This is a genomic window from Xanthomonas sp. NCPPB 2922 (assembly GCF_041520885.1).
In the GTDB taxonomy this organism is placed as follows: Bacteria; Pseudomonadota; Gammaproteobacteria; order Xanthomonadales; family Xanthomonadaceae; genus Xanthomonas; species Xanthomonas campestris.
In genome coordinates this window covers 25,646-50,496 of sequence record NZ_JBGOFY010000023.1, presented here as the reverse complement: position 1 = coordinate 50,496, position 24,851 = coordinate 25,646, and the positions used below count along the sequence as shown (strand labels likewise).

At 64.8% G+C, this 24,851-nt stretch carries 19 protein-coding genes and 3 pseudogenes; 11 read left to right on the top strand and 11 right to left on the bottom strand.

What is annotated here, in order from left to right; translation table 11 throughout:
* Positions 1 to 73 precede the first annotated feature (73 nt).
* On the top strand, positions 74 to 1,021 hold the full coding sequence (locus tag ACD584_RS19005) for a GAF domain-containing protein (RefSeq protein ID WP_175611691.1): 948 nt from the start codon (positions 74 to 76) through the stop codon (positions 1,019 to 1,021).
* 889 nt (positions 1,022 to 1,910) lie between these two features.
* Here ACD584_RS19005 and ACD584_RS19000 read toward each other — a convergent pair.
* Together ACD584_RS19000 and ACD584_RS18995 are read right to left on the bottom strand one after the other, a co-directional pair.
* Positions 1,911 to 2,921 carry a hypothetical protein gene (locus tag ACD584_RS19000; RefSeq protein ID WP_014509064.1) on the bottom strand — a complete coding sequence of 337 codons (1,011 nt, stop codon included), beginning with the start codon at positions 2,919 to 2,921 and terminating at the stop codon, positions 1,911 to 1,913.
* Positions 2,922 to 3,075: 154 nt separating this feature from the next.
* Positions 3,076 to 3,828: a DNA-formamidopyrimidine glycosylase family protein gene (locus tag ACD584_RS18995; RefSeq protein ID WP_070689603.1), complete on the bottom strand. Its 753-nt coding sequence runs from the start codon at positions 3,826 to 3,828 to the stop codon at positions 3,076 to 3,078.
* Between the two features lie 85 nt (positions 3,829 to 3,913).
* Between ACD584_RS18995 and ACD584_RS18990 the strand changes: the two are divergent.
* The 4 genes and pseudogenes from ACD584_RS18990 (at position 3,914) to ACD584_RS18975 (ending at position 8,497) form a co-directional block, all read left to right on the top strand.
* Positions 3,914 to 4,707 (top strand): annotated as a pseudogene (locus tag ACD584_RS18990) (DUF72 domain-containing protein).
* Between the two features lie 251 nt (positions 4,708 to 4,958).
* Complete coding sequence (treA, locus tag ACD584_RS18985) at positions 4,959 to 6,632, top strand: alpha,alpha-trehalase TreA (protein WP_076037251.1); 1,674 nt, start codon at positions 4,959 to 4,961, stop codon at positions 6,630 to 6,632.
* 354 nt (positions 6,633 to 6,986) lie between these two features.
* Positions 6,987 to 7,682, top strand: coding sequence for an AIM24 family protein (locus ACD584_RS18980; RefSeq protein WP_175611693.1), 696 nt, complete (start codon positions 6,987 to 6,989; stop codon positions 7,680 to 7,682).
* A gap of 152 nt (positions 7,683 to 7,834) precedes the next feature.
* On the top strand, positions 7,835 to 8,497 hold the full coding sequence (locus ACD584_RS18975; RefSeq protein ID WP_076037253.1) for a hypothetical protein: 663 nt from the start codon (positions 7,835 to 7,837) through the stop codon (positions 8,495 to 8,497).
* A gap of 79 nt (positions 8,498 to 8,576) precedes the next feature.
* Here ACD584_RS18975 and ACD584_RS18970 read toward each other — a convergent pair.
* From ACD584_RS18970 to ACD584_RS18960, 3 genes and pseudogenes are all read right to left on the bottom strand, one after another.
* A pseudogene (locus ACD584_RS18970) lies at positions 8,577 to 9,493 on the bottom strand (CorA family divalent cation transporter).
* A gap of 159 nt (positions 9,494 to 9,652) precedes the next feature.
* On the bottom strand, positions 9,653 to 11,032 hold the full coding sequence (cycA, locus tag ACD584_RS18965; RefSeq protein ID WP_076037254.1) for a D-serine/D-alanine/glycine transporter: 1,380 nt from the start codon (positions 11,030 to 11,032) through the stop codon (positions 9,653 to 9,655).
* 688 nt (positions 11,033 to 11,720) lie between these two features.
* Positions 11,721 to 12,080: pseudogene (locus tag ACD584_RS18960) on the bottom strand (hypothetical protein).
* A gap of 173 nt (positions 12,081 to 12,253) precedes the next feature.
* Here ACD584_RS18960 and ACD584_RS18955 point away from each other — a divergent pair.
* Both ACD584_RS18955 and ACD584_RS18950 read left to right on the top strand, forming a co-directional pair.
* Positions 12,254 to 13,900 carry a glycoside hydrolase family 6 protein gene (locus ACD584_RS18955; protein WP_175611874.1) on the top strand — a complete coding sequence of 549 codons (1,647 nt, stop codon included), beginning with the start codon at positions 12,254 to 12,256 and terminating at the stop codon, positions 13,898 to 13,900.
* A 393-nt stretch (positions 13,901 to 14,293) separates the two neighbouring features.
* Positions 14,294 to 16,066 carry an expansin EXLX1 family cellulose-binding protein gene (locus tag ACD584_RS18950; protein WP_076037255.1) on the top strand — a complete coding sequence of 591 codons (1,773 nt, stop codon included), beginning with the start codon at positions 14,294 to 14,296 and terminating at the stop codon, positions 16,064 to 16,066.
* A gap of 461 nt (positions 16,067 to 16,527) precedes the next feature.
* Here the strand turns inward: ACD584_RS18950 and ACD584_RS18945 are convergent, their stop codons facing one another.
* Positions 16,528 to 16,752 carry a hypothetical protein gene (locus ACD584_RS18945; RefSeq protein ID WP_011038628.1) on the bottom strand — a complete coding sequence of 75 codons (225 nt, stop codon included), beginning with the start codon at positions 16,750 to 16,752 and terminating at the stop codon, positions 16,528 to 16,530.
* Positions 16,753 to 16,924: 172 nt separating this feature from the next.
* Between ACD584_RS18945 and ACD584_RS18940 the strand changes: the two genes are divergently transcribed.
* Entirely contained in the window at positions 16,925 to 17,695 is a 771-nt protein-coding gene (locus ACD584_RS18940) for a transporter substrate-binding domain-containing protein (RefSeq protein WP_042597167.1), read from the top strand.
* Between the two features lie 148 nt (positions 17,696 to 17,843).
* Here ACD584_RS18940 and ACD584_RS18935 read toward each other — a convergent pair whose 3' ends face one another.
* Complete coding sequence (locus ACD584_RS18935) at positions 17,844 to 18,719, bottom strand: DMT family transporter (RefSeq protein WP_012437301.1); 876 nt, start codon at positions 18,717 to 18,719, stop codon at positions 17,844 to 17,846.
* Between the two features lie 400 nt (positions 18,720 to 19,119).
* Between ACD584_RS18935 and ACD584_RS18930 the strand changes: the two genes are divergently transcribed.
* Positions 19,120 to 19,971 (top strand): MnmC family methyltransferase, encoded by an 852-nt coding sequence (locus tag ACD584_RS18930; RefSeq protein ID WP_372357323.1) that lies wholly within the window; start codon positions 19,120 to 19,122, stop codon positions 19,969 to 19,971.
* Between the two features lie 22 nt (positions 19,972 to 19,993).
* On the opposite strand, the gene ACD584_RS18925 is transcribed toward ACD584_RS18930, so the two are convergent.
* Positions 19,994 to 20,284, bottom strand: a complete 291-nt coding sequence (locus ACD584_RS18925) for a hypothetical protein (protein WP_076037257.1) — start codon at positions 20,282 to 20,284, stop codon at positions 19,994 to 19,996.
* A gap of 154 nt (positions 20,285 to 20,438) precedes the next feature.
* Between ACD584_RS18925 and ACD584_RS18920 the strand changes: the two genes are divergently transcribed.
* Positions 20,439 to 20,975 (top strand): hypothetical protein, encoded by a 537-nt coding sequence (locus ACD584_RS18920; protein WP_175611694.1) that lies wholly within the window; start codon positions 20,439 to 20,441, stop codon positions 20,973 to 20,975.
* A gap of 189 nt (positions 20,976 to 21,164) precedes the next feature.
* Here ACD584_RS18920 and ACD584_RS18915 read toward each other — a convergent pair whose 3' ends face one another.
* Complete coding sequence (locus ACD584_RS18915) at positions 21,165 to 21,365, bottom strand: hypothetical protein (RefSeq protein WP_227971606.1); 201 nt, start codon at positions 21,363 to 21,365, stop codon at positions 21,165 to 21,167.
* 443 nt (positions 21,366 to 21,808) lie between these two features.
* Between ACD584_RS18915 and ACD584_RS18910 the strand changes: the two genes are divergently transcribed.
* Complete coding sequence (locus tag ACD584_RS18910) at positions 21,809 to 22,357, top strand: hypothetical protein (protein WP_042597172.1); 549 nt, start codon at positions 21,809 to 21,811, stop codon at positions 22,355 to 22,357.
* Positions 22,358 to 22,713: 356 nt separating this feature from the next.
* Here the strand turns inward: ACD584_RS18910 and ACD584_RS18905 are convergent, their stop codons facing one another.
* Together ACD584_RS18905 and ACD584_RS18900 are read right to left on the bottom strand one after the other, a co-directional pair.
* On the bottom strand, positions 22,714 to 23,613 hold the full coding sequence (locus ACD584_RS18905; RefSeq protein WP_076037260.1) for an NAD(P)/FAD-dependent oxidoreductase: 900 nt from the start codon (positions 23,611 to 23,613) through the stop codon (positions 22,714 to 22,716).
* A gap of 692 nt (positions 23,614 to 24,305) precedes the next feature.
* Positions 24,306 to 24,752: an Rrf2 family transcriptional regulator gene (locus tag ACD584_RS18900; RefSeq protein ID WP_228438101.1), complete on the bottom strand. Its 447-nt coding sequence runs from the start codon at positions 24,750 to 24,752 to the stop codon at positions 24,306 to 24,308.
* Positions 24,753 to 24,851 lie beyond the last annotated feature (99 nt).

The window sequence follows — 24,851 nt, the reverse complement described above, 5'->3', positions numbered from 1 at the left end:
GGCGATATCCACGCCACGTTATCGGCCTGCCCGCTAGCGTGGCGTCCTTCCTTTTGCTGACATGGCGCATTCAATGAAAGACATGCCGATGGCAGACGAAGCGTCGCGCCAACAGGTGTTGGACGGCTATCGCATCGTCGACAGCCTGCCCGAAGACACCTACCAGGACATCGTGCAGGTGGCCGCCTCGCTGTGCGAGACGCCGATTGCCCTGATGTCGCTGGTGGACCGCGACCGCCAGTGGTTCAAGGCCCGCTTAGGGCTGGACCTGCAACAGACCGACCGCAGCCAGGCGGTATGCGACCACGCGATCCGCAGCCCGGACCACTTGATGGAAGTGCCGGACCTGACCAAGGACCCGCGCTTCACCGATATTTCGGTGGTCACCGGCGAGGTGGGCGCGCGTTTCTACGCGGGCATGCCGCTGGTGACCTCCGAGGGCGTGGCGCTGGGCACGGTCTGCGTGCTGGACACCGAACCGCGCGCCCTCAACGAGGCCCAGCGCACCGGGCTGCAAGCGCTGGCCCGCGTCGCCATGCGCCTGCTGGACGAACGCCAGCGCGAACTGCAGCGCGAACGTGACGCCATCCTGCAACCGGCCGCTCCTGCGGCGGCGGCAGGCACCGCGACCATTACCGATGCCGACACCGGCTATCACCTGGTGATTCTGGAAGTGCAGGAACTGGCCGCCCTGGCCCAGCAGCAAAGCGAGCGCCTGCTCGGACGTGCGTTGCAACAGCTCGACCAGACCCTGGCCAGCTTTCTGCAGGCCAGCGGCGACAGCGTGGACCGGGTCACCGACAGCGCCGAGTTCATCGCGGTGCTGCGCGGCAACGATGCCGAACGCAAGTTGCAGGGGCTGCGCGAGATCGCCGAGCAGCAGCATGCGCATGGCCTGACCGTGCTGGTAGGCGAGGCTTACGCCGCGCGCGCCGACGAGCCGATTGGCCAGGTCTTCCTGCGCGCCGAAGTGGCGCTGAGCGCGGAGAAGGATCGCTACCGGCAGGGACTGGCGCAGTAACGCCAGAGGAACGCAGGCACGCATCCGCAGCGTTGTGGATGTGTGTGGTGGTACTGGCGACTGGGGTGTTTGTTCTCAGCCAGGCGTAACGCTGCATCGGTTTGAACAACGCGTCCCGTCGAAGCGCTGACGCATCCGCATTTGCAGATGCGCTGCAGACCAGGATCTGCGCCGTCTCAGGTATCGCTTAGTCTTCAGAAAAAATGGACGTCCCTTGCGCACGTCCTTGCCCGGCACTCACACCAGACCGCAACTGCACTCTTAACGACGCAAGCGCAGTTGTATTGATGCGCTGATGCAGCGATCACCCTGCACTGCCACGCCGTCGTCCATCCGACTGGAACTACGTCGTCTCAGGTGTCGCGCAACTTTAAAAAAATGGACGTCCCTTGCGCACGTCCTTGCTCGGCAATTACGCCAGACAGCAACCGCACTTTTAACGACGCAAGCGCAGTTGTATTGATGCGCTGATGCGCTGATGCAGCGATCACCCTGCACCGCCACGCCGTCGTCCAGTCGAAATGCGCACACTTAAGCGCCCGCAAGCAGCTGAGATGCGCTGCTGCGTTGCACGGATCGATGACCAAGGACCTTCGCAGCGCCGGCAAGGTGCGTGCCTGGCCTTGGCCTTGGCCTTGGCCTTGGCCTTGGCCTTGGCCTTGGCCTTGGCCTTGGCCTTGGCGTTGGCGTTGGCGTTGGCGAGAAGGTGTAAGACGCCACGCCTACGTAATCCACGCGCGGCATCGGCGCCCCCATTCGCAACGACGACGCGCACCGAAACAAGCGCACCACACAAAACCGCGACCACCAGCGCACTCAACGCAATGCCCCGCGACAGGTCACGCGAACCATAGCCTTCGCAACGAACCCTATGCGATGTGCACGCGGATCAGCCAGCCGCGCACTGCTTGAGTTGGCGATCCGCGTACCACAGCGCGCGGCGCGCCAGGTCGTAGGCGCTGTCGGCCTGCCGCGGCAGCAACTGCGCGGCCAGGACCGGATCGGCGCCGTTGTTCAAGGCATGCTCGGCGCGCTCCAGGTCGGCCAGGTGGCCGCGGACCGTGCTGAGCAACGGCGTGCGCGTGGCTGCTTCGCAACGCGCGCTGCGTTGCTCCAGCGCCGCCAATGCATCGCGGATGCGCCGGCTGGCCTCGCCCTTGAGATCGGGCAGGCTCTCGTGCGCGATTGGCGCGGCCTTGTAGGCATCGCCGGTGGCGGCGCTGCCCATCTCGGCCTGGTTGCCGGCCAGCGCCGGGTTGAAGCGCACCTCCGGCGGCGGCCGTGCCTTGGCCACCTGCGTCTGCGGCCCGTTGATCTTGTCGTTGAGCTTCTTCATGCCGCGATTGAGTTCCTGCATCGCCACATCGCCCAGCGTGCCGTCGCTCTTCCAGTCCTTGGCAAAGCGCGTTTCCTGGTACTGCACCGGGTTGACCCGCTCCATCACGCTGCGCGTTTTGGCTGCCACGCGGGCGTCGTCCATGCCCGGCGGCACCGCACCGGCCTGCGCCAGCGGATCGATCTGCGCGCCAGGCGGCATGCGCAGGCGCCCTTCGCGGGTGTACAGCTGGGCGGCCATCGACGCCTCGGCGGGTGCGGTTGCGGTGGATGCGGCCACCTGCCGGGGCGGCGGCGGCGTGCGTGTGGGCGGCGGCGCGGCGCGGGCCGCGGCCGTGGCGGCACGCGGGCGTTGCGCACGCTGTTGCGGTGTGGGCGGCTGCACGGCCTGCGGCAGGGTCGGCAGCGCGCGTGGCACGAAGTACACCTGCAAGCTGTCGTCGTGTCGCACGCTGTCGCGCGGCGGCGGCATGTACAGCAACAGACAGGCAAGAAAGAACAGAATCGCGCCCGTGCATGCGGCCGCGGCAACATGCGGGATAAGCGATTCCTGCTTGCGAGTCATCACAATGCGGCAGACCAAAAGGGGGGTGATAAGCGGGCGTCGACGCCTTGGGGCGCCGCGCAACGCGCAAATCTAGCGGGCCACGCGGACGGGCGCGTTTGGAATTCGTTGTCTGTCGGCATCGGGCCAGCCGCCATTCACGTTGCGACGGCGGTCACGCTTCCTCCAGCCGGTAGCGGCGCTGGCACACCTCGCAGAAGAACGCCCGCCGGCCGGCCTTGCCCAGATGCTTGCGGTATTGCAGCAGCGCGCCATCGCGCGGGCAGGTGGTTTTGGTGTGCACCTGGTAGTGCTTCTTCAGTACGAAGGCCTTTTTCCAGGTGTAGAAATCAAAACTGTACTCGCGCGCCTGCGTGACCAGTTCGCCCAGCTTGCGCGCCGGCAAGGCGCCGACCTGGCTTTCCGGATGCACGCGGATGCGGTGCAGCACTTCGTTCTTGATGATGTTGCCCACGCCGGAAAAAATGCTCTGGTCCAGCAGCGCATCGGCGGCCAGCAGCTGCGGGGCGGCACGCAACTTGCGCCGCGCCTGCGCGGCATCCCACAGCGGATTCATCACATCCGCGCTCCAGTCGTACACCTCATCCAGCGGGCGCTCGATGAACTGCACCGAGCAGGCGTAGAAATTGAGTGTCTCGCCCTTGGAAAATTCCAGCCTCAGCCGCGGCACGGCGTTGGGTTTGTCTTCGTTGATGCGGTAACTGCCGAACAGCAGGAAGTGGATGCGCACGCTGAACTGCGCGCATTCGATCAACAGATGCTTGCCCCAGCTGCGCAGCGCCAGCACTTTTTGCTGTTGCAGGCGCGCGATGTCCTGCTTGCTGTTGCCCTGCACGCGCAGGATCTTGCGCCCGACAAACGCCGCGGCTTCTTCGCGCAGGATGACAAGGGAGGGACCTTCAGGCATGCCATCAGTATCGAAGCGCGGCGTGAGTCGGCCGTGAGGGCAGTGCAGACATCGTGCAGACGCGCCTGCCTGCATACAGTGCGGCGTGTCCACCTCCGCACCGCCTTCGCAGCCAGCTGCCACCGCCTTGCCACGGGTGTACTGCGGCTGCGCAGGCTGGTCGATTCCCGCAGCCGAGCGCGCACAGTTCGGCGCCGGCAGCAGCGTGCTGCAGCGCTATGCCACGCGCCTGAATGCAGTGGAGATCAACTCCTCGTTCTATCGCCCGCATCGCACGTCGACCTACGCGCGTTGGGCCGACAACGTGCCGACGCACTTCCGCTTCTCGGTCAAGCTGCCGCGCAGCATCAGCCACGATGCGCGCCTGCACCAGGCCGGTCCATTGCTGGACGCGTTTTTGGCGCAGGCGGGCGCGCTGGGCGAGCGCCTGGGCTGCCTGCTGCTGCAGTTGCCGCCCAGTGCGGTGTTCGATGCACGCGTGGCGGCCAACTTCTTTGCCGTCCTGCGCCGACGCTGGGACGGCGCAGTGGTATGCGAGCCGCGCCATCCCAGCTGGTTCACCGCCCAGGCGCAGGCGCTGCTGCACCGCCACCGCATCGCGCGGTGTGCGACCGACCCGGCACCGGTGCCTGCCGCCGCGCTGCCCGACGCACCAGGGATGCCCGGCGCGCCAGCGTATTGGCGCTGGCACGGCACCCCCAAGGTCTATTACAGCGGGTACGACACCGCGGCCTTGCAGCGCCCGGCCATGCCGCGGTCCGCAGCGGCATGGCCGGGCATGCGGCGAGCGAGCAGTGGGTGATCTTCGACAACACCGCTGCCGGGCTGGCCGTGCCCAATGCCTTGCAGCTGCAACAGCTGTTGGGAATCGGCCGCTAGCGCGCGGTGGCGCGCATCTTGCAGCAGCCCTGACGTGTGACACGCACCGCCGTGTGCTCAAGCTGCGCTGGCACGGGCCGATAGGCCTGAATCGGCAGTGTGGCCTTGCACCATGCGGCATTGCGCGAGATCACGTTGCTGAACCCCGTTTGCCGCCTGCGGCGTGCCGGTCCCCCGACACAGCGCCTGCGGCTCCACCCGCCACTTCGGTCGTTTACCATGCCGCACGCCCCGCCCGTTCTGGAGATGCCATGAGCGCTGCTGCGCCCCCGTGCTGCACCTCGTTGCTTGGTCTGTCGCTGAGCATGTTCGTTGCGCCCTGCGCCCTGGCGGCCACGCCGCTGGAAGGTGCGGTGGTCAGCGCGCCCGCGCCCACGCCGCCCACGCCCGATCTGGCGTATCCGGAGCTGTTCCAGGCCGTGCAGCGCGGGGAGCTGTTCGACGACCAGAAGCACTTCGTCGACTTTCTGCCGCTGCGCGACCCGGCCCTGATCAACGCCGACTATCTGGCGCAGCACGAGCATGCCGGCTTTGACCTGCGCAAGTTCGTGGATGCCAACTTCGAGGAATCGCCGCCGGTTCAGACCGATGCGATCCGCCAGGACACCGCGCTACGCGAGCACATCGACGCGCTGTGGCCCAAGCTGGTGCGCAGCCAGACCAACGTGCCCGCACACAGCAGCCTGCTGGCGTTGCCGCACCCGTACGTGGTGCCGGGCGGGCGCTTCCGCGAGGTGTATTACTGGGATTCGTACTTCACCATGCTGGGGCTGGTGAAAAGTGGCGAAACCACGCTGAGCCGGCAGATGCTGGACAACTTCGCCTACCTGATCGACACCTACGGGCACATCCCCAACGGCAACCGCACCTACTACCTGAGCCGCTCGCAGCCGCCGTTCTTCTCCTACATGGTGGAACTGCAGGCCGGCGTGGAAGGTGAGGCGGTGTACCAGCGCTACCTGCCGCAGCTGCAGAAGGAATACGCGTACTGGATGCAGGGCGGCGACGATCTGCAACCCGGCCAGGCCGCACGCCATGTGGTGCGCCTGGCCGATGGCAGCGTGCTCAATCGCTATTGGGACGAGCGCGATACCCCGCGCCCGGAAGCCTGGCTGCACGACACCCGCACCGCTGCCGAGGCACGTGACCGCCCGGCCGCCGATGTCTACCGCGACCTGCGCGCCGGCGCCGAAAGTGGCTGGGACTACACCAGCCGCTGGCTGGCCGACGGCAAGACGCTGAGCACCATCCGCACCACCGCGATTGTGCCGATTGATCTCAACAGCCTGCTCTATCACCTGGAACGCACCCTGGCGCAGGCCTGCGCGCACACCGGCACCGCCTGCAGCCAGGACTACGCTGCGCTCGCGCAGCAGCGCAAGCAGGCCATCGACGCGCACCTGTGGAATGCGGCCGGCTACTACGCCGACTACGACTGGCAGACCCGCACGCTGAGCAACCAGGTCACCGCGGCGGCGCTGTACCCGCTGTTCGCCGGCCTGGCCTCGGACGACCACGCCAAGCGCACCGCCACCAGCGTGCGCGCCCGCCTGCTGCGCCCCGGCGGCCTGGCCACCACCGCGTTGAAGACCGGCCAGCAGTGGGACGAACCCAACGGCTGGGCGCCATTGCAATGGGTGGCCGTGGACGGCCTGCGTCGCTACGGCGAAGACGGCCTGGCCCGCACCATCGGCGAGCGCTTTCTCACCCAGGTGCAGGCGCTGTTCGCGCGCGAGCACAAGCTGGTCGAAAAATACGGCCTGGACGCCGATGCAGCCGGCGGCGGCGGTGGCGAATACGCCCTGCAGGACGGCTTTGGCTGGACCAATGGCGTCACGTTGATGCTGTTGAACCTGTACCCCTCACAGGGCGCCATCCAGGCGCCGGCCAAGACCAAGCGCAAGCCCGAGCCCGCCGCGCCCTGAGCGTGGCGGTGGTTGGCGCATGCCATGCCAGCAGCGCCAGCAGCATTGCAGCCTGATCGACGACGGCTGTTGGCAGGAGCGCGCTTGCGCGCGATGGCGCTTGACCGAGAGCGCCGCATCGCGCGCAAGCGCGCTCTCCTACGACGCAGCTCGTGGCCTTCGTCACGCATCGCAACTGGCCACCGGCCAGCACATGCGACGTGTGCGACAACGGCGCAGCTGTGAAGGGAACTGCACCTCAGGCAATCGGCCACGCGCACGGAAGCCTGCGGGCAGCGCATGCATCGCCCTGCCTGCCGCCAGGTATGCGGGCGGCGGGTATCATGCGCACTCTTTCACTTCCAGGACGGACCCATGGCCGTACGCACGCTCAACGAATTTCTCGCCCATTCCAAGGAAAAGGACGTCAGCCCCGATCCGTTCGAACTGGAAAACCCGCATCTGCTCGAGGTGCGCCTGGACGGCATGGTCTGGTCCAAGGCCGGCGCCATGGTCGCGCGCACCGGCAACGTCAAGTTCACCCGCGAGGGCCTGCTGGAACAAGGGCTGGGCAACCTGCTGAAAAAGGCAGTCAGCGGTGAAGGCATGCAGCTGATGAAGGCCGAAGGCCAGGGCCGGGTGTATCTGGCCGACCTCGGCAAGCTGGTGACGCTGCTGCGCTTGAACGGCGAGGCGATCTTCGTCAATGGCAACGACGTGCTGGCGTTCGAGTCGGGCATTGAACACAAGATCACGATGATGCGCAAAGTGGCCGGCATGCTGTCCGGCGGCCTGTTCAACGTGCGCCTGAGCGGCCACGGCATCGTGGCGATCACCTCGCATTACGAACCGCTGACGCTGCCGGTCACCGCCGCCAGCGGCCCGGTGTTCACCGACCCGAATGCCACGGTGGCCTGGTCCGGTACGCTGGCCCCGGAGCTGGTGACCGATGTCTCGATCGGCACGCTGTTCGGCCGCGGCTCGGGCGAAAGCCTGCAGATGCGCTTCGCCGGCGAAGGCTGGGTGGTGGTGCAGCCGTACGAAGAAGCCAGCTTCCAGGCCAAGGGCTGATGCCCCGTTGCCCAGCTGCGTATTGCGTGGCTGGGCAACACACCTCCATGTCGGCCACGTTATCGCCAGCCGTAATCGGCGGCGATGCACGTTGCTTCGACAACGCCGTGTCGAGTGCAACGGTTCTGGCGCCACACGCGTGAGCGACGACAATGACGACAAAAGCCGAATTCAAAAAGCAGCTTCAGCATCGGATCGACGCCGCACTTGGTGAGCTGGGATACAGCTACAACAGGAGTCGGGCCGCGTTCGTCAAACAGACCGCCGCCTGCGAGGCCAGAATCGGTTACGACATCACCGCCGCCGGCTATCCAAAGAATATCGTCTCGGCCGATGTGTTGGTCTTTGTCGACCTGCCCGAGGTCAATCGCATTGGCGAGACGCTTTTCGCTCCTCCAGCGGTCAACCCGGCCACGCTCTGGGGAAACCTACGTCTGTTCACGCCAGCCAATAGCGCGAGGGACACCAGCTACTATTTCGACGTATCGGGCAATGGGGATCAGCACGTCAAAGCTCTTGTAGAGGACCTGGGCATCTTCGATGCATTCGCATCGAAGATTTTCGACCTCAGCGCACTGTCGAACACCCACCTTTCAAAACTTCCGCGCATCTATCGAAACTTTGCGGGAGGGCTGACTCATGACTACAAGTACGGCCTGCCGCAATTGATTTCCATCATGCATGCATTGAACGATGAGTTTGCGCAGGCGCGCGCCTGCGCCGATCATGCAGCGCATCTCACCCTTGCCGAAAAATCCGCATTGCATGCATTTATCGATGCAAGAAACGCGCAACCAACCGGCACTACTGGTTAGCGCTAGCTGGTCGATTACCAGCTGCCAGCCAGCACCAACGCGTTGTGAAAACGGGCAACGCGCAACCCTGGGTGGCGCCTCACACCCATCCGCGCTTGCGGAACCAGGCCAGCGGCACCACCACGCTCAGCGCGATGACGCCCAGCGCCCAGTAGTACGCGTCGTGCCATTTGAGCTCGGGCATGTGCGCGAAATTCATGCCCCAGATGCCGACCAGCACCGTGGGCGGAATGCCGACCACCGACGCCACCGCCATCACCTTCATGACGTTGTTCTGCTCCATGTTGATCATGCCGAGCACGCTATCGAGCAGGAACTCGATGCGGTCGTCCATGTGTTGCTGGAACTCGCTCAAGGTGGTCAGGTCCTTGTGCAGTAACCCGATGCGCCTGGCGGCATCGTCGCCGAACCACTCGGGGGCGGCGCCATCCAGATATGTCACCAGCCGCAGCAGCCCCTGGCCTGCATTGTGCAGCCCACCCAGGCGGCGCCCCATGTCGCCCACCTGGTGCAGCATGCGCTCCAGCGCGCCCGTCTTGGTCTTGGCAGAGGTGTCGAACACCGCGCGGGTGGTCTCGGTGATCTCTGCTTCCAGCGCTTCCAGACGGTCGGCCAGGTGGCCGACCATTTGATCGAAGATGCGCAGCAGCAGGTCTCGCCGCCCCGGCAGGGGGCGTGCGCCAGCCGCGCGGCCACTGCATCCAGCGAGCCCATCGGCTGCTCGCGCTGGGTGACCAGCATGTGGGGGGAGACAGCAAAGCCCAGCGGCGCGGTCGGGCCGTCGTCGTCCTGGAAGCGCGGCACGTTGAGGAACAGCACATCGCCTTCGTGCCGCACCCGGCTACTGAATTCGATCTCGCCGATCGCAGCGCGGTCGGGCAGCGCAAAGCCCACCCGCTTGGCCGCCTCGGCCAACTCCTGCGCGCTGGGCTGGCACAGGTCCACCCACCATCCCTGCGTGTGATCGGCGGCGGAGGTGGAGTGGATGGTGATCATGCGGCGGGCCATGGCGGAAGACTGCTGGCGAGCATCCGGTGCCGCCTCACCCGCGTCAACGCCGCCGGCTGTCCGCACTCAGCTGGCGGTCGTGTTTGCCCCATGTGCCCGCGACGCCGCCACGGCGACGCGACGCCCGCATGCGGCGGCGGCGCACACTCAGCGGACTGTGGGCAACTGGTTTTTCTTCACCCAATAGGCAATCGCCAGCAACAGAAACCACAGCGGGCTCACCAGCAGTGCATGCAGTGTGTCGGGCTGCAAGGTCAGCAACACGATGATGAAGGCAAAGAACGCCAGGCACACGTAGCACATCAACACGCCACCGGGCATCTTGAACGCCGAAGCCGCATGCTGCTCCGGGCGTTTGCGCCGGTACGCGATGTAGGCGCACAGGATCAACGACCACACGAACATGAAGAGCACGGCCGACAAGGTGGTGACCAGCGTGAATGCGGTGACCAGATCGGGAATCAGATACACCAGCATCGCGCCCAGCAGCAGGCAGATGCACGAGAACAGCAGGCCTCGCGCCGGCACCGCTGCCCGCGTCAGCTTGGCAAAACCCCTGGGCGCGTTGCGTTCTTCGGCCAGGCCGTAGAGCATGCGGCTGGTGGAAAAGATGCCGCTATTGGCCGATGAAGTGGCCGAGGTGAGCACCACGAAATTGATCAGGCTGGCTGCCGCCGGCACACCGGCCAGCACGAACAACTCCACGAACGGGCTCTTGTCGGCCACCACCTGCCGCCACGGCGTCACCGCCATGATCGCGATCAGCGCCAGCACGTAGAAGATGAGGATGCGCACCGGGATCGAGTTGATCGCCTTGGGCAGATTACGCTGCGGGTCGGCGGTTTCCGCAGCGGTGGTGCCCACCAACTCGATGCCAACGAAGGCGAATACCGCGATCTGAAACCCTGCAAAGAACCCGCCGATTCCCATCGGGAACATGCCGCCGTCGTTCCACAGATTGCTCAGCGATGCCACGTGGCCGGAGGGCGACCGGAAGCCCCACATCACCAGGCCCGCACCGGTGATGATCAACGCGCAGATGGCGATGATCTTGATCAGCGCAAACCAGAATTCCATCTCGCCGAACAACTTCACCGTGACCAGGTTCAACGCCAGCAGTAGCAGCACGCACAGCACCGCCGGCACCCACGGTGCCAGTTCGGGAAACCAGAACTGGGCGTACGCTGCAATTGCGATGACATCGGCAATGGCGGTGATGATCCAGCAGAACCAGTATGTCCAGCCGCAGAAGAATCCTGCCCAGGGCCCGAGCAGATCGGTGGAGAAGTCGATGAACGACTTGTAGTCCAGGTTGGACAGCAGCAGCTCGCCCATGGCGCGCATCACGAAGAACAGCATCACGCCGATGATCAGGTACACGAACAGGATCGACGGCCCGGCCAGGCTGATCGTTCTGCCGGAGCCCATGAACAGGCCGGTGCCGATCGCGCCGCCGATGGCGATCAGTTGCAGGTGGCGGTTGGACAGACTGCGTTGCAGATGATCGGGCGCGGACGGGTCGGACATGGGCACGGCACCAACGGTGAGCAAGCCGACAAAAATACGAGATCGCGCCCATGCGTGCCAGGGGGCGCGCCTTATGCCAGGCTGTGGTGGACAGGTCCTCTGCAACGACCTGGGCAAGGCCCGCGTCGCAGACCTGCACCGCCCCAAGACCGCAACCAGCGTTCAGGCCGTACCGCGCTCCCGGCGGAGACAATCCGCACTGCATGCAGCTCAGTCTGCCGGTACCTGCTCACGCCATCTCGACCGTAGCGACCTCGCATCGAACCATCCCGAGGTCTTCCGACACCGGCATCCAGGTCAGACGCGCTGGTTCGCGTTCACTGCCAGGCACCGGGAATCGCAAGCTGTGGCGGAATGCCCCGGAACCACGACGCCAACCGAGACTGACATCCAACATAATCCAGGAAAATATACTTTTCCGCCCCACTCCTAAAGTCGAAAATAAAACATTTCTGGCAGCATTAAATAACTTTCGATATTATCTTTATGAATCAAATCTCCGAATAAACGATATCCGTCTGCGTTGGCGTTGGCGTTGGCGTTGGCGTCTCCACATAATCGGCATCTGCAATAACTCCACACCTTTCGCAGATGGTGAGCGTAGTCGTCCACAGTTCCAGGATCTGCTTTATTGTAGAGTTCGCTTTCTAGAGGCCGCGCACGGATTCGCGCCATCGATGCTGGCCTTCTACGTTCTTCGCCTCGCCAGACAGTCTCCCGTGCATCTCCAGCCACACCTTGCCTGCAAGGCCTGCTGCCGTTGTCGATCAATACGCCGGCCATGCCGGTCGATGGTCGCGGCAGGCGGGTCGACGAAAGCGGGCATGAGCCGCAACGACGCGGCACACAATCGCCCGGTACGCCTGGGCGTCAGCCCGCTGCAGCTGCGCTCAAACGGGCAACGGAATCGACGCATTGCGCCGACCGATGCGCGAATACGGCGAGCAGCTTGAATGCGACATACCGCACCATCTCCTGCGCCGATCGCCCCCGGCGCAGGACCACCGATGCACGCGCATCTGGGGCGCGTTCGGTTGCGCACGTGCATCACTCACCCCGAGCGGGCATCCATCGAGAGAAACCACCAGTCACGGAGAATCACGCGACATCTTGATATTTCACTAATTACACACCGTTTCACCATTTCCCATCTCAAGGCGAAATTCAATGTCATCTTCGACAAACCTCCGACCCTGCGTCACATCCAAGCTCGCCGTTTCGTTGCTGACAGGCGCGCTGCTCGTTCCCGTTGCCGCATCCGCCCAGAGCCATGTCGACAACCCGTTTGTCGGCGCGAGCGGGTATCTCAATCCCGATTATTCGAAGGAAGTCAACTCGTCGATCGTCAAGGTCAAGGATGTGCAACTGAAAGCCAAGATGCAGGTCGTCAAGTCCTATCCGACCTCCGTCTGGCTGGATTCGATCAACGCGATCTATGGCGGCTCGCGCAACGCCGGCCGCCTAAGTCTGCAAGGCCACCTGGATGCGGCATTGGCCCAGAAAAAGGCCAATACGCCTATCACGGTCGGCTTTGTCATTTACGACATGCCGGGGCGCGACTGCCATGCGCTGGCCTCCAACGGCGAGCTACCACTGACGCAAGCCGGCTTGCAGCGCTACAAGACCGAATACATCGACGTCATCGCATCGACGTTGGCCAATCCGAAATACAAAGATCTTCGGATCGTCAACATCATCGAGCCGGACAGCCTTCCGAATCTTGTCACCAATCAAAGCACGCCCGCCTGCGGCCAGGCGGCATCCAGCGGCATTTACGAGGCCGCCATCAAGTACGCGCTCGACAAGCTCCATGCCACTCCCAATCTTTACAATTACCTGGATATCGGCCATTCCGGCTGGCTGGGGTGGGATAGCAACCGTAGCCCGGCAATTTCGCTATACACACGGGTCGTGCAGGGAACGGCAGCCGGTTTGGCCAGTGCGGATGGCTTCATCACCAACACCGCCAATTACACGCCGCTTCATGAGCCGAACCTGCCCAATCCGGACCTGACGATCGGTGGCCAGCCCATTCGCTCGTCCAACTTCTATCAATGGAACAGTTTCTTCGACGAATCGACCTATGCGGAAGCGCTCTACAACGGCTTCGTCGGCGCGGGTTGGTCCAGCAAGATCGGCTTTCTGATCGACACCGGTCGCAACGGCTGGGGCGGCAAAGCGCGCCCTGCATCTGCCAGCGGCAATGACATCAACACCTACGTGGACTCCGGACGCGTGGACCGTCGCCTCCATCGCGGCAACTGGTGCAATCAGAGTGGTGCGGGGATCGGCATGCCGCCGACCGCGGCACCCGGCGGGCATATCCATGCCTATGTGTGGGGTAAGGGAGCAGGCGAATCCGACGGCGCCAGCAAGTCCATCCCCAACAACCAGGGCAAGGGCTTCGACAGATACTGCGACCCGACCTATACGACGCCGGACGGCACGTTGACGGGTGCCTTGCCGAACGCGCCGATCGCCGGTAACTGGTTCCACGCGCAGTTCCTCCAGTTGGTCGCCAACGCGTATCCCGCCATCGGCACCTCGACCAAGGCGGCGCTGCAGTCGGCGTCGACCGACGCGGTGCCCGCCAGTCGGCCGACGGCGACCAAGGGGTTGACCGCCAATGCAGCGGATGGCGAGGTCAGGCTCAGCTGGTCGCCCGTTGCCGGTGCCACGGGTTACACGGTGCAACGTGTCGCCGACGCAACCGCTGCTCCCATCACCGTCGCATCGGGCCTGACCTCGCCCTCATATGTGGACCAGACGCTCACCAACGGCACCACGTACTACTACAAGGTAACGGCCAACGGCGCATCGGGTGCAGACGCGAGCTCGGTCACCGTGAGCGCGACACCGCATCGGTGATGCGATAACTGCGTTGCCACAGAGCGGTAGAGGCTAGTGTGCTCTACCGCTCCTCGGCCGCGGGAGGAGCGCTGCAACCACGATGGCGGCGCCTTGCGCCCGCCATTTCAATCGCTGTCGTGCTGCTCTACCTCTGTCTGGAGCGCGGCATGCGCTTCGAATGAGATGACATCGGAGCAGATGCCGTCGCTGGCGGAACGGGCGCTGCATGGCACAGGCTCGGTAGCGCCACGGCAAGCGGCGCAGCGTCCACTCCGTGCCGCTGACGGCCAACCCGGCCTGTGGCATGCCGGGACTGCATCGCGCGCGTTGCCGGGGAGCTGCGCCCTTTTGTCTCCACCCGCACAGGCCGCTTCGCACGCAACCGTACATAACACACTCCAGAAGACGTCCATGCCATCACATATCCATTTCTTGATCGCGCTCGCAACGCTCATCCCGGTCACCGCGCCGGCGATGCAGGTCAGTACGCAAGCTCCCCTTGTCGATGCAACAGGTCAGACGCTGCACATTCGCGGGGTCACCTGGCCCGGCTTCGATCGCGCCGGGTTGGCGGCCGTCGGCATGCGCAACAACACACTGGCGCAACTGCTGGATCGGATGCAGGCGTCAGACATCAATGCCGTACGTGTGCCGGTCTGCGCCGCTGTTCTGCAACGCGCCCCTGTGGCAGCTGCAGAAGTTGCCGGCGATTCCACGCTGCGCGGATTAGATTCCTTGCAACTGCTCGACGCAGTGGTGCATGCCGCAAGCCAGCGCGGGATGCAGGTGATGTTCGCGTTTGCAGATGGAGGCTGCGATGACCGCGCACCGCTCCTGGGCGCACAGCAGCAAGCATGGACGCGCGGCCTGGTTACGCTGGCACGCCGCTATGGCGGCAACGCCAATGTCCTGGGCATCGACCTTGGCAGCAGCGGCTATCGCAATGCCAGCTGGGCAGGAAACGCGGCGGATCAGGATTGGAACCGGGTAGCGTCGCGCGCAGTTGCAAGGGTGCTGGCGCAGGCACCGCGCTGGGTCGTCGGTGTGGAAGGTGTGGGCAGCAATGCGGTGTGCAGTGACCCAGAGCGCAAGGCGCCTGGCAGCAATCTTCAGCCGTTCGCGTGCGTGCCGCTGGACATCGCTCGCCGACACTTGGTGTTGATGCCGAAGTTGGCGGGCCCGGATCGCGATACGACCGATGCCTTCGCCGCACCCGGATTTGCGCAGGCACTGCCCGCCATGTGGCAACGCGACTTCGGCCAATTCGCAATCGACCATGCAGTGGTACCCGTCAGCCTCGGCGGTGGACTGGGCGATGGCGACCCGCGTGACCCGGCATGGCAAACCGCATTGAGCGGTTATTTGGCAAACGCAGGAATACGCAGCGCATTTCTCGGCAGTTGGGAAACGGGCAATGCCAACAACGGCGGCCTGTTGGCGCCGGATGGCAGCCCCCGCGCAGACAAACTGCTGATCTTGCGTCATGCCTGGGGCAGGTTACCCGTGATGCCCGCCATTGCGACAGCAACCGGCGACAGCACGAAGAATGCGAGTGGGAAGAAGCCGTGGAATAGTACTTTCACCGGCACCGCCACCGTGACCGGCTCCGGCTACTCTGGCGGCGCGCTCCTGCTGGACCCCATTCCGAGTGATGCCTTCATCACCGCGCTCAACCCGGTGCAGCTGAACTTCGGTGGCGTCAAGGCTGCCCTTGCCGGCGCGTACCTGAAGGTGACCGGCCCCAAGGGCACCACCACGGTCTACGTGACCGATCTATATCCGGAGGGCGCATCCGGCGGCCTGGATCTATCGCACAACGCGTTCGCGGCGATCGGCGACATGGTGCAGGGGCGCATCCCGATCAGCTGGAAAGTGGTACGCGCGCCGGTCACCGGCAATCTGCAATACCGCATCAAGGAAGGCAGCTCACGCTGGTGGGCGGCGATCCAGGTGCGCAACCACGCCTATCCGGTGGTGAAGCTGGAAGTGAAGCAAGGCAGCACCTGGAAGAACCTGCAGAAGATGGACTACAACCATTTCCTGGGCGAGCAACTGGGCGACCAACCGCTAACCCTGCGCATTACCGACATTCGCGGCAAGGTCCTCACCGATACGTTGCCACGCCTACCGGAGGACGGCAGCAAGCCGGCGTATTTCGAACCGGGGCATGTGCAGTTTCCGTAGCGCGAGCAGGAGGTTTGCCTGAACTGGGCGTGGGCTTGTTTAGCTCGTTTGCTTGTTTAGAGCGACAAGCGCTTTCAGCGCCGCTAGTTGATCTCGCCGGGTCAGTCCGGTGCGTGCGGGTCGCTGTCACACACCGGCTGCACGCACCGGCCGTCGCCGCGCAAATTACGGCGCGTGCAAGTGCTTCACGCATGCATTGCCAGAGACACAGTCATCAGCTTCAGCGAGCGAGCCTTACGCAGTTGCGCGCGTGTGGCCAGCGCTTGGCCGCTCGAGTAGAGCACCGTGAATCGCCAGCAATACCGACCAAACAGCGGCATGCGCGAACTGGCGCTGTTGTAAGCAGCAGTCAGGCATGCGGTTATTCACCACGCGCTTCCCGCCGCGAGCGGCGGCGCAGCCTCTAAGCAACGTCGCACCGGCATCTACTTGCGTAGTTTCGCCGGTGTGATCCAGGTGCATCAACCACCCGCCAGGCCACCACCAACACGCCCGGGCAATGCCTGATCGTCGTCGTTCTCGGGGTTGTCGAGATCGCCCACTTCATCGTCGATACCGCCGCGCCGTGGCGAGGGGTCGTTCGAGGGCGGCAAGTCGTCGTCGCGCTGCGGCCCCGGCGTGCCGTGCAAGCGAAACTGCGAGACAACCGATGCAGGCGGATCGGTGTTGAGCGAATACAGGATCATGCGACATCTCCGGCTGGGAATCTGTACCCGACGCTAGGGTGCGCAGTGCTAGCAGGCCGTGAGCCGCAACGCGTGCGCGCTGACCTGCCGTTGACGCTGGGCGCGCACTGCTGCGCTGCGGTTGCCTGCGGGTCAGTGGCTATCATGGGGCTCCGCCCTCCAGGCCGCTGTCATGCGCCCACGTCTTCTGATCATGCTGCTGCTCCTGTGCGGCACCGCTACGGCAGCAGCGCCGGCCTCGCGCCTGGATGCGGTGGTGCGCGCCGGCGTGCTGCGCGTCTGCACCACCGGCGACTACCGCCCGTATTCGCTGTTGCGCGCCGATGGGCAGTTCGAGGGCAGCGATATCGCGCTGGCACAGGCGTTGGCAGACAGCCTGGATGCGCGGGTGCAGTTCGTCCGTACCAGTTGGCCACAGCTGATGCACGACCTGCTGGCCGATCGCTGCGACCTGGCGGTGGGCGGCATTTCGGTGACCTTGCAACGGCAGCGCCAGGCCAGTTTCAGCAGCGTGCTGGATGTCGACGGCAAGATTCCGCTGGTGCGCTGCGCCGATCAGGCGCGCTATCGCAGCGTCGCCCAGATCAATCGCCCGGAGGTGCGTGTGATCGAACCGCCCGGCGGCACCAACGAGGCGTTCGCACGGCGTCAACTGCCGCAGGCGAACCTGCGGTTGTTTGCAGACAACACCACCATCTTCGAAGAACTCCGGCAGGGCCGCGCCGACGTGATGATTACCGACGCCTCCGAAGCCACGTTCCAGCAGGCGCGCCTGCCCGGCCTGTGCGCGGTCGCACCCGAGCAGCCCCTGCAATACAGCGAAAAAGCCTTCCTGCTCCCACGCGACGACGCGGCATGGAAGGCGTACGTGGATCAATGGCTGCATCTGAGCAAGGCCAGTGGCGACTATGCGCGCATCGTCGAGCACTGGCGGGGGCGCTGACGATCACGCTGTGATGTCGGGAATGGGGAATGGGGAATCGGGAATCGGGAATCGCAAAGGCGCTGCGCCGTAATGATCAGCGCCAGCAGCTGCTCTTGCGATTCCCCATTCCCGATTCCCCATTCCCAGCGGCACTACACGCCGCACCTCACACAATCTTGGTGCGTCGCCACCAACGCGATACCTGCTCCTCGCGCACCAGGGTGAACAGCCCGGCGCCCAGGATCAGCGCAATGCCGACCGCCATTGGCCAATCCAGGTGGTCGTGGAACAACAGGTAGCCGAAAGCGATCGCCCACAGCATCTGGCTGTACTGGGTGGGCGCCACCACGCTGACCGGGGCCATGCGCGTGGCGTACATCAGGCAGATCGCCGCCAGGCCCGCCAACAGGCCGTAGCCCGCCAGCAGTCCCCATTGGTACAGCGTGGGCCACACGAAGGTCGGCAGCATCAAGATCGCGCCCATCACCAGCGGGCCGATCACGCCGGCACCGTACAGGGTGAGGCGTTTTTCGCTGTGCCCGGCCATGCGCAAGGTGATCACCGAAATCGCACCGACCAGGCCACACACGATCGCGGCCACATGCCCATGGGTGAGGTGACGGAAGCCCGGCCGCAGCACGATCAGCACACCGATAAAGCCGACGATCACCGCCGACCAGCGCCGCCAGCGCACTTCCTCCTTGAGGAACACCACCGACAGCACCGTGACAAAGATCGGCATCAGGAAGATCAGCGCGAACGCTTCGGCCATCGGCAAGGTGGTGAAGGCGATCACCGAGGTCAGGTTGCCGATGGCGCCGGTCAGCGCGCGCAACAGCCACAGCGCCGGCTGCTTGGCCATCACCAGCTCGCGCAAGCGGTCTTCGGGCTTCTTCAGGAACGGCACCGCCACCAGCATCAGCAGTGCGCCCAGGCACAGCACTTCATAGGCCGGCAGCGTGCCTTCCAGCAGCTTCACAAACGCATCGCTGATCGAATAGGCCGCGTAGCACGCAAACCCCAACAACACACCCTTCAGCATGGACCGCACTCCGCAGTGGCGCTGCATCCGACGCGGTGTCGATGCCGGCATGGCCAAGTATGCGGTGCGATGCGCTCAAGCGGAATTGGCGCGCGGTGAATCCGGGCACGGTAGTACCGCGATAGCAGCGACACGGCGGTGTGTTGGCCCAGCGCGGCCCGCTTGCGGAGCGCAGTCGCTTCGAAATGTGCATGCCACGCAGTGCACAAGCGCATCTTGCATACCGGGTCGTCGGCCGCGCGCACCCAAGGGTGGCCAAGCCGCCAGCGCTACGCCAGCACAACGGCCTCCAACACGTACGCACTGCCCCGATGCCGCGGCGCAATGGCTCAGGTACGATGCCGGTCCCTCCCCTTCAGCCTGGTCGTGCGTGTGGCGCGGCCCGGTGCAGACCGCCATCGTGCCCCATTACTCCGGCCCCCTGCTGACCCGCTCCGACGCCCTCGCCCTGCTTGCCGCGCGCGATAAGGGGCTCCCACGCTGGACCGGCTCGCTGGACCTGGGCCGCACCACGGCCACCGCCGAGCTCGATGCGCAGACCTGGCAGTGGCGGGGCAAGGGCTACCCGTATCCGGGCAAGCTCAAGGACCGCACGCTGTATTTCTGGGATGGCGACGACTTTGAACCCATCTCGCGCTTCGGCGGCAGCTTGATCAAGCTGGTGCCCACCGACTGGGGCCCGCCCACCTTCGAGATCGATGGCATCAAGATGCTGCCCTCCGCGCAGCTCTCGCCGTTCGAGGATGCGCAACGCAAGGTGGCGCTGGTGGAGCCGCACGGCAAGACCGTGCTCGACACCTGCGGCGGCCTCGGCTACTTCGCGGCCTGCTGCCTGGAGGCCGGCGTCGCGCAGTTGCAGTCGTTCGAGAAGAACGCCGACGTGCTGTGGCTGCGCACGCTCAATCCCTGGTCGCCGGATCCGGACGCGGCAGCAGCGGCCGGCCGCCTGCACCTGACCCATGGCGATGTGGCGCAGCACATCACCACGCTGGCCGATGCAGCATTCGATGCCATCCTGCACGACCCGCCACGCTTCGGCATCGCCGGGGAGCTGTATTCGCAAGTGTTCTACGACCAGCTGGCGCGCGTGCTGCGTCCGGGTGGGCGCCTGTTCCATTACACCGGCGCGCCCAACAAGCTCACCAGCGGCCGCGACGTGCCCAACGAAGTGAGCAAGCGGCTGAGCAAGGCCGGGTTTCGTACCCAGCTGGCGCTCGATGGCGTGCTGGCGGTGCTGCCGCCACGGCGGTGATGCAGGCCTGATGCAATCAGCGTCAACCTCGCAGCACGATGACAACCAGCAGCATCACGCGGGGAATGACGCTGAGCACCGCACCGGCCCAAGCGAGCGGCGCATAGCGCTCATTGTTGAGCCGCGACAGCATCAGGCACGCCAGCCCGATGACGGCCGCCACGCAGACCGCGACCATCAGCCCGGCAATCGCCGCGCCGTAACCGCCGTAGCCGGCGGCGGCGATGATCCCCACACCACCACCCACCGGCACCGCCAGCAACGACAGCCCACCGAACACCGGCGGCCGCCGCGCGGCCTTCAGGGTTTCCATCTCCACGCGGTGCGCTCCGTTTGCAGTGCCACGAGTCTAGCAATGCAGGCGCGCGGCCCAACACGTGGGCCGCTGCATCCCTGGGCTGGATGATCTAAAGGAAGGAGCAGCCGGCGCATCTGCCATACTGCGGCGCCATCGACACGGACGTTGCATGCACCTGCCAGTTGCCGCCAGCACCCTTGCACTCGGTTTGATGCTCGCCTGCCTGCCGGCAGACGCACAGACTTCCGCCGCCGCATCGTCACCGGTGACCACGCGCCATCCGGTGACCACCGCCACCCTGGCGGGCCGGGTCCTGCAGTTGGGCGAACGCGATGGGCAATGCGTGGTCCAGCGCGATGCCGAGACCCTGCCGCTGGGCATTCCGGCGCCCTGCTATTTCAGCACCGGGCGCGATCACGCTGCACAAGTGCATGTGTTCAACGGCACGCCAATCGTGTTGATCCAGCATGCCAAGCCCAGTACGCGCACCGATTGGAACGTGGCAACCGACGGCCCGATCTGCGACTACGCCGCGCAGGCCGTGCGCGATGTGGGCGGGAAGCTGGAACCCGGCATGGCCGCTAGCGGAAGTTCGCCACGCTGCGACCCCACCGAGGGCACCGACCAGAAGAACTTAGTCTACGGCTACGACACCTGGCCGAATCTCAAACCGAAGAAGCCAGCGGCCGGGCAGCCCGCACGCTGAGCGGGGGCGGCCGAACTGCAGCCGTGATGGCGCTTGATCATCAAGCCATACGCTCGATGCAGCGTCATGCCGCGCCGGAATGCGCAATGCACGTCACGTCTCAGAACAGCGCTGCGTTAATGCGTAGCGCTGGTAGAGCGCTGCGATGCGCAAGACGCACCGCTGCACAACAGTCGGCTACACGCGGCATCAGCGCCGCTGCAGCCACCACATGCGGGCGATCACCAGCAGCAGCACCAACAAGCCACCTGTCAACGCCGCATCCCAGCCAATGGCGATCCAGTAACGCTGCGGATCCGCCTCCAGCAGGAAAATGCGTGTCGGCCGCCCACGGATGACGCTGACATAACGCCCCTTCACCACGGCCTCGACCAGCAGCGCCAGCCGCATGCAGCAGGCTGCCGCCACCAGTAGCATGCCTGCACCTTGCAGCACCGCAGCGATGCGCTCCTTGCGTGAGTTGGGTGCTGGTACAACTGCACGGCGACGGGGTGGTTTCAACGTAGTGCCACTGCAACGAATAGTTCGCCAGTTTACCGATGTCGCATGCTCACACAGCTCCACGCCGCTAATAGCAACACCTGCTGCACAGCGCGCGATGCGTGGCTGAGCGCGTGCAGATCGCGCTTGAGCGGGCAATGCCGCATGCATCTGACGACGGCCGCTATACTACGTGCCGTAGCGCACCCGCATCGCGGGATGGACCCAAGCGCTGCTTCGTATCAAGGAAGATCGTCCGCATCGGTCGCGATGCTGCAGGCCGTTGGCGCTTCCTTGGTGTTCTCCTGTTCGCTGCGGCCCTGCCGCGGAAAACCCGTACCAAGGACTCTGCTTTGAAGACTTTCACCGCGTTTGTCGTGCTTTCTTTCAGCCTGCTGCTGTCTGCCTGTGGCGGAAGCGATATCGCCAGCGGCGCCGCCAAGATGTCCTCCAGCGACTATCTCCTGCATAACATCTCGGTCTGGAACGGCGTGGTCCAAATCGTCGACCCATGGGTGTCGGGCGAGCGCGGGCAGTCGCTGATGGCCGATGCCATCGCGCACAAGCCGCTGGAGCAGTACAAGATTGCACTGGCCGGCCAGCGCAAGGCCCTGGCCGCCAATACGCAGGCCAACACGATGATGGCCTCGGGCGTGCCCGATAACGCCAAGGAGCTGGATGCCAAGCTGGTCGCCACGCTCAAGAGCGCCGACGCCACCATGGCCGCGATGGAGCAGATTGCCGCGTTGCCGGATGGCTACACCAACGAGACCCTGGCACCGCTGGGCAAGCAGCTGCAGACCACCGCCAACGGCCTGGTGGCCGACATCCAGGCCCTGAACACGGCGCAGCGCGCGTATTCCAAGGAACATAACGTGCCGTTCCAGGAAGTGCAGCAGTAACAGCAGAGACGACTGCGCACTGCAGTCGTCTCCACGCGCCTGGTGCAGGGAGATCGGCAGACACTACGGTTTGCTGCCGATCTCCCTGCACCGGGCGTATTTGTATGCGGCCGATGCGCAGGCGCAACGGTGTTGCTGCGGGCGATTCGCAAACCACTGCAGCGGCTGACGCAATGCTGCGCGCACTCGTCAGTAAATGCAGAGGGCGAGCGCACGCTTCGGCATAGATCGCGGTACATGGCTGTTACCGCCGACCAACATTCATTAGCTGGATCCGGTGCAAAATGGCGGCGATAACACCGATTACGCGCGCGAGTTCTCTCTTCGCCGCTTCGCGGTCACCGCGCCAGCTCAGTTCACGCCGGCAAGCCAAAGATCAGCGAGCGATGCGCAGCCACGCCGGCCATGGCGCCGCTGGCCACCGCGAAGGTCACCGAGGCTGCGGGGCTGGCAATGTCGCCGCATGCAAAGACCCCGGGAACCGAAGTCGCCTGCATTGCATCCACCGCTACATGGCTGCCCAGTGGCCCGTCCGCCAGGGCGCACCCCATTGCCGTCACCACAGGGCTGATGTGGGTTTGCGTGGTGATGAACAGGCCGTCCAATTGTGTGGTTTGCCCATCGCGCAGCACCACCTCCACATGCGCGTCGTCGCCCTGGATGCGGGCCACCGCGCCTGGCACCAGGGTCACGCCGCGTGCCTGTAGTTGGGCGTTCTGCGTGGCGTCCAAGGCCAGCGCGTCGTTCAAGAACAAGCGGGTGGCGCCCCAATCCTGCAGCATCGCGGCCTGGTGCACCGCAAACGCAGAAGTGGCCAGCACGCCAATTTGTCCCTGCTCCAGTTCGTAGCCATGGCAATACGGGCAAACGAAGATCTGCTTGCCCCAGCGTTCGGCCAGGCCCGGGATATCCGGCAGGCGGTCCACCACACCCGTGGCAATGATGAGACGGCGCGCCGTGTGGGCCCCACCATTGCCAAGCGTCACGCGGAATGCCTCTGCGGTGCCGTCCACCTGCGTCACCTCGGCATCGGCCCAGTGCACATCGGGATACGCGCGCACCTGCGTGCGCCCGTGCGCGGCAATCTGCGCAGGAGACTCGCCGTCGCGGCTCAAAAAACCATGCGAGGTTGCGGCAAAGCGATTGCGGCGCAGACCACTGTCCACCACCAGAACGCGGCGGCGTGCACGCGCGAGCTGCAAGCCGGCCGAGAGTCCCGCGTAGCTGCCACCGATGATGATCACGTCGTAGTGCATTGCGCTGCCTTGCCTTTTGCTTCTTTATGCACTTTTAGATGTTACATGATTGGGGCAGCGGTTCAAGCGGTTACCGGAGGGCTATGTGATTGTGCATGCGCTTATCAGCGAGCTCAGCAGCTGCGTTTTTGTCGAGACTGGAGTCAGCACTTGAAGCGACTGTGCGTGCCGCGTTGATCGCATGGCCACTGCAGGGCGACAGCCTGGAGTGCAGCCAGCCGGGGACGCAGCTCTATGGCTTCAAGGTGCTGGACGACGCCGGCAATGCGCGCTATTCGTGGATGATCAAGGCGGTGCAGCACGTGGCCAACCTCAACACGCGTGCCGGCGAGCTGGTGATCCACGGCGTCGATCTGTCATGCCCTGCAACGCTAAGCACTGCGAGATTGCGGAGGTTGCGAGGCGACTGCGCGCACCGCGCTGATCACATGGCCAACGCCGCGCCACGCACAGCGTGCAGCCTGACGCGTGATTGCCTGCAATGCGTAGCACTGCGATGAGCAAGGCTTACAGAGACCACAAGTGCATGCGTCGCCCGTCACCTCATTCGACGCGCAGCGATTGAACTACTCATTGCGTTGAAGCAGCATCAGGCTGCATGCAAGCAGACAGATCAGTCAACCATCGCTGGCAAGCAAGGACCCCGGCAACCGAGCGCACCCACCACAAGGCCACCGGCACTGCCGAACCACTCAGTCGCGCTTTGCGCGCTTGGCTTTTCCCGCGGCTTGCACGGGTGTGGCGGTCTTGCACAAGGCATCGAAGTCACTGGCCAGGTCCGCCAGGGTCACCGTTCCCAGGCGCTCCAACAGCAAGGTTTCGGCGGCGGTGAGCGCGTCGGCGATGGCGGCATTGACCACACGCTCCACACCGCATTGCGGGTGGTCCTGGTCGGTGCCGATTGCGAACAGATGCGGGCCACCGACAGCGCGGTGCACATCCAGCAATGTGACTTGAGCAAGATCGCGCGCCAACTGCCAGCCACCGTGGTGGCCCTTGGACGATTGCACATAGCCGGCCTCGCGCAGGCCGGCCATGGTCCGCCGCACCACCACCGCATTGGTCGACAGCATGCGGGCGATCTGTTCGGAGGTCATCGGCTGCGCACTTCTGGCCATGTGCAACAGCACATGCAGCATGCGGGAAAGGCGGCTATCGGTTCGCACGGAATGGCATCGCTGAGCAGGCAAGAGGTGCGGCAGCGCCGCGCGCAAAGTGTGCCGCACTGCGGCGCCATT